The organism is Jeotgalibacillus malaysiensis, assembly GCF_044789845.1.
Classification (GTDB): Bacteria; Bacillota; Bacilli; order Bacillales; family Jeotgalibacillaceae; genus Jeotgalibacillus; species Jeotgalibacillus malaysiensis_A.
Window position 1 is genome coordinate 1,846,642 of record NZ_CP085252.1, and the last position, 12,276, is coordinate 1,858,917.

Genomic DNA, 12,276 nt, shown 5'->3' on the forward strand with positions numbered 1-12,276 from the left:
AAAAAACTGTGTCCACCTGGCAGACACAGTTTTAATGAAGGATTATTAAATTTTAATAATAAAAGTTACATTTATTCATAATAAAACATGAAACCAATCGCACCTTTACCCGTATGAGTAGAAATAACAGGCGTAGTTTCACTTATAAAAACATCTTCACTGATTTTACTGATTACTTTTTCAGCCAGCGGCATTCCATCCGCATGCACTACACTTACTTCTTTTACTTTTCTGCCTTTCGTTTCCTGCTCATACTGAGACACAAGATATTTTGCAACCTGCGTATAGTTTCTGGCTTTGGAAACCGGTGTGTATTCACCACCTGCTAAAGAAGCAATCGGTTTGATATTCAGCAGTGACCCGAGAAATGCTCTGCCTTTACCAATTCTGCCACCTTTAACGAGATTTTCAAGCGTATCAACGACAACGAATAGTGAAGAACGGTCTTTAACATCTTTAACAATTTCAACGATCTCTTCTGAAGTTTTTCCGTTTTCAGCTGCCTGAGCAGCCTCCAGTACTTGATAAGTAAGGGCGCGGGATATAAAACCGGAATCGATGACTGTCACTTTAGTGTCCGTCATTTCTGCAGCACTCTCAGCAGATCGCACAGTTCCACTCATCTTCCCGGTCATATGAATAGAAATCACTTCTGACCCATCTTTACCAAGCTCATCATATACTTCTTTAAATGCTCCGGCAGAAGGCTGTGAACTTTTAGGTAATTCTTTAGATGTAGCCATTTTTTCCATAAATTCTGATGGTGAAATTTCAAACCTGTCCAGATAAGATTCACCATCGATTACAAGTGTTAATGGTACAACGGTAATGCCATACTTATTAATTTCATCATTTGTTAAATCTGAAGTTGAGTCAGTCACAATTTTAATCATTTAACTACCCCTCATCCAATAGGTTATTATCTTTAATTATACTAATGATCGCCTGAATCTCCTAATACTTCACTATATTTTTAAAAATAAGTGACAGATGTCATATTAAGCTGATATGAAAGCTTTTAAAACGCTTTTTTAATGTTATAATCTTTCCTGAATGCTTCAGGTCGCTCTTTGGTCATTGCCTGAATAATATGATAGCAGTACAATAATAGAAACAGATAACAGAGGTGATATTCGACTTGGACACTTTTGATTTTAAAGATCAGAAAGAAGAATTCTGGAATGCGATTACACATGGTGCAGGTTTTTTATTATCTATACCGGCACTGGTCATGATTATTTTAGCCGCTGTTGAAAGAGGAACAGCCTGGCATGTCGTGAGCTTTACGATTTTTGGTTCGACAATGCTGATACTCTATTTATGCTCAACTTTACTTCACAGTGTAAAGACTGAAAAATTGAAGCGTTTCTTTGCAATACTTGATCACTCAGCGATTTATCTATTAATTGCAGGTACTTATACACCATTTGTGCTTGTAACAATCAGAGATCCCCTCGGTTGGACGATTTTTGGACTTGTTTGGGGACTTGCCGTAGCAGGTATCGTATTCAAGTGTTATTTTGTAGACAGATATCAGATCATTTCAACACTATTTTACGTGTTAATGGGCTGGCTCATCATTATCGCAGCTGTGCCATTATATAATGAACTGTCAGCTGCAGGATTTGGTTTATTACTCACAGGCGGATTATTTTATTCCTTCGGTGCGATCTTCTATGTATGGAGGAAGCTTCCTTATAACCACGCAATCTGGCATTTATTTGTGATTGCAGGAAGTGCTTTTATGTATTTCACAGTATATTTTTATGCATAAAAAGAACCTTCAGAAAAACTGAAGGTTCTTTTTTATATCCTGTCATAAACCAGGTATTCAAAATCATAAGGATTTTTCTCATTCTTCTTACCTTTTACTTTAGAACTAAGCTTCCAGTCTTCTTTCGAATAAGCCGGAAAGTGAGTGTCCCCGTCAAATTCTTCGTGAATCAATGTGATATATAACCGGTCTGCTTTTTCAAGCGCCATCTTGTATATTTCCCCTCCGCCAATTACAAACCCTTCTCCGGATTCATCTAGCAGCTTTAGCCCTTCTTCAAGATCACTTACAGTAATGGCACCTTCATGTTGCCATTCCTGATCCCTCGTAAGTACTATATTTTTTCTGTTTTTTAGCGGTCCATTCATGGATTCAAATGTCTTACGCCCCATCAGGATGCTGTGCCCTGAAGTGACTTTTTGAAAGTACTTCAGATCGTCAGGTAAATGCCAGGGCATATCCCCATCTTTACCGATTACTCTGTTCAAATCATGTGCACTAATCATTGATATCATATTTTCCCCTCCTATACAGCAACCGGTGCTTTAATGGCAGGATGCGGCTCATAGTTTTCAATCGTAATATCTGAAGGTTCAAGGTCGAAAACAGATTTTTGACTACTAATTCGAAGTACGGGCAGAGATTTGAAATCTCTTTTCAGTTGAGTTTTAACCTGTTCAGTATGATTAGAATAAATATGTGCATCACCGATCGTGTGGATAAATTCACCGACTTTTAATCCACATTCATTAGCGATCAGATGTGTAAGCAGCGCATAGCTTGCAATATTGAATGGAATACCTAAAAACAGGTCTCCACTTCTCTGGTATAGCTGACAGGAAAGTTTCCCTTCAGCAACATAAAATTGAAACAGCGTGTGACATGGAGGAAGAGCCATCGAAGGAACATCTTCAGGATTCCATGCACTGACAATGTGTCTTCTTGAATCGGGATTATTTTTTATCGATTCAATCACTTCTTTCAGCTGATCAATGGTTCCGCCGCTCGACTTGGACCACTCTCTCCACTGTTTGCCATATACAGCTCCCAGATCGCCGAACTTTTCCGCGAATTGATCATCTGATAAAATTTTTTGCTGGAAATGCCGCAGTTGTTTTTGATATTCAACGTTAAAATCTTCGTCATTTAAAGATTTCAATCCAAAATTGGTCATGTCAGGACCTGTATAATCAACTGATTCAACCCAGTTTTTAAATGCCCATTCATCCCATATATGATTATTATGTTCAAGCAGATAACGGATATTAGTGTCACCTTTTATAAACCATAATAACTCACTCACGATTAGTTTGAATGGCACTCGTTTAGTCGTTACCAGAGGAAAGCCTTCTTCAAGATCAAATCTCATCTGATGACCGAAGGAGCTGATTGTGCCTGTACCTGTTCTGTCACCTTTACTGATCCCCTGGTTCAGAACCTGTTCTAATAAATCGTGATACTGTTTCATTAAGCAGCGCTCCTTTATGGTTTATGTAAATAAAAAGCTGGCGGCGCCAGCTTTTTATTATTCAGCAAATTGTAAGTAGACAAAGTAAGCAAGCATTAATAGAAATCCGATACTGATCATAATTTCTTCCAACACATTTACCCCCTATTCAAGGAACAATATTTAAAAAACTAGCGCTTTTCTTTTCGTATTCTAGTATAATTGATTTAACAATATGAGTCCATTCCAGATTTTAATTATTTGAATTCTTATTGAAGGGAATAAAAAGTTATGCCTAACTGGTTAAAAAAATCATTTGTCGTATTAATATCGATCCTGACATTCGGAATGATATCACCCCAGGATTTATTAGCCTGGAATAATCAAAAGTCTGACGATCATGAAGTGATACCGGATCATATAGAAGTTTCGGCTCTGCCTGCATTAAGCAGGGAACAATCTGCTGAACAATTAATTTCTCAGGCAAGAGAAATTACAGCTTCCAAGCTCGGTGACAGAATTCTGCCGAGAATTGAGTCTGACTTTGAATCTGAAGTGTTACCTAAAATTGAAGAAATTATTCTTGACCTTCTCGATACATACCCAGAAGAAGAATTGCATGATATTGCGATCTCACCTATCCTTGGAAAAGGTGATGGTGAAAGAATATTTCATATTATGGATACAAAATCCAATGATGAGATTCTATATTTTCATGTAAGAAAAGACCGCCCGCCACTTGAGGGCTACAGCTTTAATTTTCACTATCATACTGCTGAAGACGGCTTTGAAACACACCATGAATTAGCAGAAGTTTACTGGGGTAAAGATACACCTGCAAAATTCGGATCAGAACAAATCCACTAAAAAACCAGTCTAGTTCAGACTGGTTTTTTCTAATGATATCACGCCATAATGCTGCTTTGTAGAGGGTCTGACAATTTGTTCGAAGCCAAGCTCTATAAACCTTTTTGACCGGAAATGATCTTTGAAAACGATTCTTCTACGTGCAACTCTTTTCGCTTCCCTAACCGCTTCTAAAAGATATTCATCCTCATACTCAGCAATTTGTTTCAGTCCTGAAATCCCTTCAGATTGGATCGTTTTAGAGAACATTGGATCGAAATAAATCACATCATATTCATCTTCTGTACATTTTTTAAGAAAATCATAAGCATCACAATGGATAAGGTTAATTTTTCTCATGGCAGCCGTGATCGAAGCATTATTATGTTGAAAGCTTTTAAGTCCTTCACCGGTGATAAATGCGACTTCTTTACTCCGTTCAACGGCGGTTACTGAATGGGTGCAATACCAGGATACGACCAGTGCATCAGATGCGATACCAGCAGTACAATCCAAAAAGCGATCACTTGGCAAAAGACCCGCGGCTGATACAAGCGGGTCCTGCTCACCTTTAATTAGTCTTTTAATTCTGAAGGATGCAGAGTTAGGATGATAGAAAAAAGGTTCATCTGAATCACGCGAAAAAAGTTCGAACCTGTTTTCCCCTGCTACTAGTATAGTCGAATGGAATTGATCAATTAAATGCCTGATAGATTTTTTATTTCTCACTGCATATATTGCGTCGGGAAAATGCGCTTTTGCCTTTTCCAGATTGATTAAAGCGTTTTTCCCGGGTCTGCCGGAAGTTGTAATGATCACGACTGTCAGCAGTATTGATCCATTGCATTTTTTAGGTTAATCACAATATCTTCTACATCATGGTCCTCAATTTCTTCTCTCGGAATAAAGTGAGCCACTTCATTATCTTTTAATAATACGATAGATGGTGAAGAAGGTTCATAATCAGGAAAATGAGCCCGCATTTTTGCAGTTGCTTCTTTATCCTGACCTGCAAATACTGTGACAAGGTGATCAGGTTCTTTGTCATGAGTAATTAAAGCCTGTGTAACTGCAGGTCTTGCAAGTCCTGCTGCACAACCACATACTGAATTAATGACGATGAGTGATGTCCCTTTAGACTCTTCAAGAAAAGACTCGACCTCTTCAGCTGTTCTCAGCTCCTGAAAGCCAGCCTGTGTAAGCTCCTGTCTCATTGGCTTTACTAATTGTCTCATATACTCTTCATATGCCATTGACATAATATTATTCCTCCATTCTCTGTTTTCTTGCTTCAGTCATCTGTTTCCAAACTGATCCTTTAGCTTCCTGTCCCTCAGCAATTCTTTCTATTGCCATTTTAATTTGAAGTTTAACTTCAAACTCAGGATCCTCTTCAGCAGCTCTTAAGGCACCTAATGATCTTTCAGTACCAGCTTCATATAAGAACATCGCTGCTCTCCAGCGAACAAGTTTATTTTTATCTGATAATGCATGAATCATTTCTTCTTCTGCAGCCGGAAACCCAAGATCTGAGAGGCAGTCTCCCGCTGTACGTCTTACTGAAGCGTTTTTGTCACGAAGTCCTTTATACAATGATGGCAGCACCTCTTCATCTTCAATCATACCTAGATAAACAACTGCAAGCCTTCTGACCGAGACTTTTTCATCTTCTAATGCAACATTCAGCATTGGAATGTCATCAACTTCAGGTTCAGGGATTTGTTCAAGCAGCTGATATCTTTCCTGCCATGTGTCACAGGCTTTAAGCATTTCCACAGTTACTTTTTTCAATTCTCTGCTTTGAATTGGCGTATCTCCAGCTTCTTTAGCAGCTTCTACAATTGCCTGGACTCTGCTTGAAGGATATGAAGCAAGGAGTTCATCTGTTACTTCCTGAGCTATTTTATCCAGATCGCCATACCTGATCCCGAAATCTTTCCACTTTCTCTGAAGAACAACATTATCGCCTTCAAGCTGAGCTTCACTCATCGCACCCGCAAAGTAATCAGGTAATCCGTATCTTTTTTCTTCTTCACCATTTAACAGCTTGATCTGCAATGGAATTCCTTTAAATTGAAGCACCTGAACATTTACTTCCCCGAAGTGTTCCTCCGTTTTATCTTCCTGCTGTGCAGAATCGTTTTCTTCACCGAATACAGATCTCACTTCAGGAAGGACAGCTTCCCAGTCTGCTTTTGGATGTCTCTCCACAGCAAGAAAATCTGCTACATGATAGATTCCTTTCACACCGTCGATCTGTAAAAGCAGTTTAATTTTATCTGGTGCTTTTTCTGCATCGTCTTTTTTATAGTTATTACTCTTTCCGCCTGCTAATGCTTCGTCTACAATTACTTTCATTGTATTAGGACTAGGCGTTGGTTCAATAGAAAGTATTTTCACTTTTACCCCTCCGATTATTCCCAAATCTAGTTGCATTGTATCATAATTGAATTTTCTGTTGAAGAAATGGGCTTACTCTGCGTATTCAGATAAATAACTCCAGCGCTCAATCAGCTGTTCAAGCTTGTTATTTAATTCCTTCAACAATTCATTAATTTCTTCAGCTCTCATATAATCACTGCCTGTTTGAACTAACTCTTCTTCGAGTTCATTAATCTTATTTTCAACGTCTTCAATATCAGTAGTGATCGATTCCCATTCTAGTTTTTCCTTATAAGATAACCTTGTCTTTTCTTTATCATCTGATTGTTTGAGCTCTTTAACAGCCGGTCGATCCGGCACAGCATGTTTAAATTCAACTTTCTTTTCCAGATAGTCTGAATAATCATCAAGAGTGATTTCAGGTGTAGTGGAGTGATTCAGGATAATTAATTTGTCAGCTACTTTATCTAAAAAGTAACGGTCATGAGATACAGTAATCACAACACCGCTGAAATCTTCGAGAAAGTTCTCAAGTACAGTGAGCGTCTGAGTATCGAGATCGTTTGTAGGTTCATCAAGCATTAATACATTTGGCTGTTTCATTAAAAGCTTTAATAAATACAGTCCCCTTTTTTCACCACCAGAAAGTTTATAAATTGGCGTTCCATGAACTTCAGGTGGAAATAAAAACTGTTCAAGCATTTGTGATGCTGAAACGGAGCCGTCACGGGTTTCAACAACTTCAGCAGCTTCTCTTATATACTCAATCATTCGCAACTTCTGATCCATCTCTTCAATTTCCTGAGAAAAGTAAGCGATTTTAACAGTTTGACCTATTTCAACCGTACCGCTGTCAGGCTCAATTTTACCTGCAATAATGTTCATTAACGTAGATTTACCACTTCCATTGGACCCGGCTATTCCAATTCTGTCTCCTGGGATAATCAGCAGGTTGAAGTCAGTAAATAATTCCCGTTCATATTTTTTTGAGACATTTTTTAACTCAATTACCTGCTTGCCCAATCTGCTGCCTAATGCACCAATACTGAGTTCCTGGTCCTGACTTTTATCAAGTGATTTCTCCAGGCTGTCAAATCGCTGAATTCTTGCTTTTTGCTTTGTAGTACGGGCTTTTGCACCTCTTCGCATCCAGGCAAGTTCATTCTTGTATAAATTACCTTTTTTCTTCTCTGCAGATGCTTCCTGATCTTCCCGTTCAGCCTTTGCCTCAATAAACTGCTGGTAATTCCCTTTATATTTAAAAGCTCTTCCTTTATCAATTTCAAGCATCGCATTTGACACCTGGTCAATAAAATATCTGTCGTGCGATACAAATAATAATGAACCTTTATATTTCTGCAGGTACTGTCCAAGCCACAGAATTGCCTCATAATCCAGGTGGTTCGTCGGTTCATCAAGCAGTAGAAGATCAGGTTCTTCTAAAAGTACCTGAGCGAGAGCGACTCTTTTTTTCTGCCCGCCTGAGAGTTCAGAAATCTTTTTCTCTGTTTCATTTATTCCAAGCTTTGACAGAATCGATCTGGCTTTTGACGCCGCGTCCCAAGCGTCTGCTTCATCCATTTTCTGTTGAATAACAAGCATCCTTGATTGAACTTCTTCAGAATCAGGGTTTTCTTCATAATCCTTCATTACCTGCTGATATTCTGTCATAAGCTTTGTGACTTCTGCATCACTTTCAAAGATAGTTTCCATTACTGTAAATTCACTCTTCAGTTCCGGCTCCTGGTCCAAAAGTTTAACTGAAAAATATTTAGGTTTTTCAATTTCACCAGCATCAGGATATTCGATACCTGCAATCAACTTCATTAATGTAGATTTCCCGGTCCCATTTACACCAATCAGACCGATTCTGTCAGAGTCAGTAATTGTAACAGATAAATCTTCAAAGAGCGTCTTTTCACCATATGATTTATGTACATTTAATAGCTTACACTGCTTCATTTTTTACCATTCCATTCATTCAAAAATTGATCTTTAAATAATGTTAAAAAGCGATCCCTCTCAACTGCTATTTTATAGGCAGTTTTTGTATGCATCTGATCCTTAAGCTGTAATAATTTTTCGTCAAAGTGAGAAATGACTGTCGATTCATCTCTTTTTTGACTGTGCAATTTAACACCGTTAGCACCGCCATATGTAAATGCTCTGCCTATCCCAATTGCTCCTATTGCATCGAGTTTGTCAGCATCAGAAACAATTTTGCTCTCGATCGTCCCTGTATAAATATGGCGGTTTCTGAAGCTTATAGATTTTAATTCATTTAAAAGCCAACTCTGTTCAGCTTCATTCATACCCAATTCACTGATGATATTTCGCAAAAAAAATTCAGCACCCTGCTTGGATTCATGGAGTTTATCATCTCCAGCATCGTGTAACAGGCTGAGCAATTCAATTAAATGAAGATTTTCAATCCCTTCTATATGGGCAATTTTTAATGAGAGATTCCTCACCCTGATGATATGATCCCATCCGTGACCGGAGTGATCGTTCACATGAAAACTTTTCACTGCCGACTCTGCGCTCTTTAATTGTTCTCTCGAAATCATCATTACTTCTTTCCACCTTCAAGAAAATCCAGCGTCTCTATTACGAAATAGACCATATCTTCTAAATCTCTAAGCATATCTTCTGTAATTGTTCTTTCAAAGCGGACGACCGCTTCACAATAATCATCATTTCTTGTAGAGGAGATCTTTCTGATGTCATAGCACCTGTTTTCCCCCCATTGCCCCGATAGAATTGATAGTTCTTCTCCAGTCCATTCAGTTCCGTACTTTCTAAAAACAATTGAAATGGCTGCTCCTGCTTCTTTCTCCTGATTGTCAGGCAGCAATTCTGCAGTCAACTTTTTCAGGTCTGCATACAGGTTCATATCCGCTTCAAATGATTTCTCCTGCACATGAAAAGTAAGTGTGAAACTCCGGGAGAGTGTGGCAATATCTACCTGGTCAGACCTTGTTGTGATTTTTATTGTTCCATCAAGATCTCTGTCATAGACAGTACCCTCAAGAACTGTTTTTAAGTTGTCAAAAGCAGTTGGATCAAACATATTATCCCCACATTCTTTTTCGTCATCATATCAGTCTTTACCCGAAAGTTGCACTTAAAAAGCAAAAGCATCCATTTAAAGGATGCTTTACTTTGTATAAGTCAGATTAAAATAATCCGATTCCTTTACCATCGTCTGTTACGTCCATATTATTTGCAGCAGGGTTTTTAGGAAGACCAGGCATTGTCATCACATCACCGGTTAATGCAACAAGAAAACCTGCACCAAGCTTTGGTACAATTTCTCTGATTGCTACTTTAAAACCTTCAGGTCGACCAAATTGAGAAGGATCATCAGATAATGAATATTGAGTTTTTGCCATACAAATCGGTAATGCTCCCCATCCATAAGATTCAAATTGTTGAATCTGAGCGTCAGCTTTTTTAGAGAAAACCGCTTCTGACCCTCCATAAACTTTTGTCACAATCGTATTAATCTTGTCCTTTATCGGCAGATCGAGATTGTAAAGGTAAGAAAACTCCCCTGGACTTTCTATCGCTTTAATGACTTTTGCAGCCAGATCAATCCCGCCGGCTCCACCCTTTTCCCACACTTCGGTCAACGAAAAAGGTACCTGTTCGCTTTTACAGAAATCTTCAAGGATATTGATCTCCGCTGTACTATCGGTATGGAATTTATTAATCGCGACTACAGCCGGCAGTCCGAACTGCTGAATGGTTTCAATATGCTTTTTCAGGTTAGCAAGACCTGCTTTCAAGGCCTGGGTATCTTCGTGTATTAATTCTTTTTTAGATTTTCCACCATGCATTTTAAGCGCTCTTACAGTAGCTACAATTACAACTGCGTCAGGGTGTTTTTCAGTTGTTCTGGTTTTAATATTTAAAAACTTTTCAGCACCAAGGTCGGCACCAAATCCTGATTCTGTCACTACATAATCCGCAAGCTTTAAAGCAGTTTTCGTAGCAAGAATTGAATTACAGCCGTGAGCAATGTTAGCAAACGGCCCTCCATGAATGAGTGCCGGTGTCTGTTCGAGTGTTTGCACAAGGTTTGGTTTCAGCGCATCTTTAAGCAGGAGAGTTAATGCCCCCTGAACATCAAGGTCAGCTACCGTTACAGGTTCTCCTTGATATGTATACGCGATAACAATGTTGGATAAGCGATTCTTCAGATCCTGTAAATCAGATGATAGACATAATATAGCCATGATTTCTGAAGCAACTGTAATATCAAAGCCATCTTCTCTCGGAACACCTCTTGCAGGTCCACCGAGGCCGATGACAATTTGTCTAAGTGCACGGTCATTCATGTCCATTACACGTTTCCATATAATTTTTCTTGAATCGATTTGAAGATCATTTCCCTGGTGAATATGATTATCTATAAATGCAGCTAACGCATTATTCGCTGTCGTGATAGCATGTATATCACCTGTAAAGTGAAGGTTAATATCCTCCATCGGTAGCACCTGAGCATATCCTCCACCGGTAGCACCGCCTTTTAAACCCATTACCGGTCCAAGAGACGGTTCTCTTAAAGCAACCATTGAATTTTGACCTGATGCTTTCAATGCATCAGCAAGTCCAACTGTAACTGTGGATTTCCCCTCACCGGCTGGCGTTGGATTAATAGATGTAACCAAAATCAGTTTTCCGTCCTGTGCAGTTTTTAAGCGGTTTATTGTTTCAAATTTTATTTTGGCTTTATGTTGGCCATACATTTCAATGTCCTCAATAGTCAGTCCTGCTCCGGCAGCAATTTCATTGATTGGTGCCATTGAAGCAGCTTGTGCAATATCAATATCAGAAGGTACAGTTTTATTAGTCGTCATAACAAGCCTCCGCAACATGTAATGATTTAATTATAACATGCGACAACTATATATAAACATGCAAAAACCGCCCTAAAGGCGGTTTATTGGTCTTCTTTTTCCTGTAATTTCCTTAGCTTTTCTATTAATTCAGGCTCGTTTTCGAATAATTGAACTAAATCACCGATCCGGTCTATTGAATTCCAGCTTAGATGATGCTCGATCCCCTCAACATCATTATAAATGTTCTCATCTTTAACCCCGATAACAGTTAAAAACTGTTCTAATAGTTCATGTCTGAAGACAAGTCTTTTACCAATTTTATTACCCTTTTTTGTTAAAACCAGCCCTCTGTATTTTTCATAGATCAGGTATTCATCCTTATCCAATTTTTGTACCATTTTCGTTACTGAGGATGGATGAACTGACAGTGCTTCAGCAATATCTGAAACTCTAGCATACCCTTTTTGATCTATCAGTAAGTATATTTGTTCTATATAATCCTCCATGCTGGGCGTTGGCATGCGGGGACCCCTCCTCCGGAAACCATGATTTGACTACTTGTAAAGTGTACTATAACGGTCTTTATGAAACAACTGTCACGAGACAAGCGGAGAAATGAAATCAAAAAAACCCGTGAAATGTTTTTTGAAAATTCTCTCTAGTTATTGACGCATTTTTTAATGATGTGTATAGTTAACATATCATTTATCGGCGAAATGCTGAGAATGGAAATCTCTTTAGGGAAATAGCAGGGAGGAAATCAGATGCATAATGGCAAAGTAAAATGGTTCAATAACGAAAAAGGCTACGGATTTTTGGAAGTTGAAGGTGGCGATGATGTATTTGTACATTTTACGGCCGTGCAGGGCGATGGCTACAAATCCCTAGAGGAAGGTCAGGAAGTTTCATTTGAAATTGTAGAAGGTAATCGCGGGCCTCAGGCTGCGAATGTTGTAAAAAAGGAGTAATTTAAGCCGGCGGAA

Annotated in this window: 14 protein-coding genes; 3 read left to right on the forward strand and 11 right to left on the reverse strand. The window is 38.7% G+C overall.

Annotation, left to right across the window (positions count from 1 at the left end; translation table 11 throughout):
- Positions 1-71: 71 nt before the first annotated feature.
- On the reverse strand, positions 72-893 hold the full coding sequence (locus tag LG330_RS09955; RefSeq protein WP_404403389.1) for a DegV family protein: 822 nt from the start codon (positions 891-893) through the stop codon (positions 72-74).
- Between the two features lie 245 nt (positions 894-1,138).
- On the opposite strand from LG330_RS09955, the gene LG330_RS09960 reads away from it, so the two are divergent.
- Complete coding sequence (locus tag LG330_RS09960) at positions 1,139-1,774, forward strand: hemolysin III family protein (protein ID WP_404403391.1); 636 nt, start codon at positions 1,139-1,141, stop codon at positions 1,772-1,774.
- Between the two features lie 32 nt (positions 1,775-1,806).
- Here the strand turns inward: LG330_RS09960 and LG330_RS09965 are convergent, their stop codons facing one another.
- Positions 1,807-2,289 (reverse strand): dihydrofolate reductase, encoded by a 483-nt coding sequence (locus LG330_RS09965; RefSeq protein WP_404403393.1) that lies wholly within the window; start codon positions 2,287-2,289, stop codon positions 1,807-1,809.
- Between the two features lie 11 nt (positions 2,290-2,300).
- A complete protein-coding gene (locus tag LG330_RS09970) occupies positions 2,301-3,242 on the reverse strand; it encodes a thymidylate synthase (protein ID WP_404403395.1) in 942 nt (313 codons plus the stop codon).
- A 270-nt stretch (positions 3,243-3,512) separates the two neighbouring features.
- Here LG330_RS09970 and LG330_RS09975 point away from each other — a divergent pair, with 270 nt between their 5' ends.
- A complete protein-coding gene (locus tag LG330_RS09975) occupies positions 3,513-4,088 on the forward strand; it encodes a YpjP family protein (RefSeq protein WP_404403397.1) in 576 nt (191 codons plus the stop codon).
- 9 nt (positions 4,089-4,097) lie between these two features.
- Here LG330_RS09975 and LG330_RS09980 read toward each other — a convergent pair whose 3' ends face one another.
- The 8 genes from LG330_RS09980 to mntR all read right to left on the reverse strand — a co-directional run bounded on the left by LG330_RS09980 (position 4,098) and on the right by mntR (position 11,814).
- The gene (locus LG330_RS09980) at positions 4,098-4,886 is read right to left on the reverse strand and encodes a class I SAM-dependent methyltransferase (RefSeq protein WP_404403399.1); all 789 of its coding nucleotides are present in this window, start codon (positions 4,884-4,886) and stop codon (positions 4,098-4,100) included.
- A 5-nt stretch (positions 4,887-4,891) separates the two neighbouring features.
- On the reverse strand, positions 4,892-5,326 hold the full coding sequence (locus LG330_RS09985; protein ID WP_404403401.1) for a BrxA/BrxB family bacilliredoxin: 435 nt from the start codon (positions 5,324-5,326) through the stop codon (positions 4,892-4,894).
- A 4-nt stretch (positions 5,327-5,330) separates the two neighbouring features.
- Positions 5,331-6,467 (reverse strand): conserved virulence factor C family protein, encoded by a 1,137-nt coding sequence (locus tag LG330_RS09990; RefSeq protein WP_404403403.1) that lies wholly within the window; start codon positions 6,465-6,467, stop codon positions 5,331-5,333.
- Positions 6,468-6,539: 72 nt separating this feature from the next.
- The gene (locus tag LG330_RS09995) at positions 6,540-8,411 is read right to left on the reverse strand and encodes an ABC-F family ATP-binding cassette domain-containing protein (protein WP_404403405.1); all 1,872 of its coding nucleotides are present in this window, start codon (positions 8,409-8,411) and stop codon (positions 6,540-6,542) included.
- Entirely contained in the window at positions 8,408-9,019 is a 612-nt protein-coding gene (locus LG330_RS10000) for an HD domain-containing protein (protein ID WP_404403407.1), read from the reverse strand. The genes LG330_RS09995 and LG330_RS10000 overlap by 4 nt, the downstream gene beginning before the upstream one ends.
- The gene (locus LG330_RS10005) at positions 9,019-9,519 is read right to left on the reverse strand and encodes a hypothetical protein (protein ID WP_404403409.1); all 501 of its coding nucleotides are present in this window, start codon (positions 9,517-9,519) and stop codon (positions 9,019-9,021) included. Before LG330_RS10005 ends, LG330_RS10000 begins: the two co-directional genes overlap by 1 nt.
- Positions 9,520-9,625: 106 nt before the next feature.
- Entirely contained in the window at positions 9,626-11,311 is a 1,686-nt protein-coding gene (locus tag LG330_RS10010) for a formate--tetrahydrofolate ligase (protein ID WP_404403411.1), read from the reverse strand.
- Between the two features lie 83 nt (positions 11,312-11,394).
- Positions 11,395-11,814 carry a transcriptional regulator MntR gene (gene mntR / locus LG330_RS10015; protein WP_404403413.1) on the reverse strand — a complete coding sequence of 140 codons (420 nt, stop codon included), beginning with the start codon at positions 11,812-11,814 and terminating at the stop codon, positions 11,395-11,397.
- A 243-nt stretch (positions 11,815-12,057) separates the two neighbouring features.
- Between mntR and cspD the strand changes: the two genes are divergently transcribed.
- Positions 12,058-12,261, forward strand: a complete 204-nt coding sequence (gene cspD, locus LG330_RS10020; RefSeq protein ID WP_041122656.1) for a cold-shock protein CspD — start codon at positions 12,058-12,060, stop codon at positions 12,259-12,261.
- Positions 12,262-12,276: the final 15 nt, after the last annotated feature.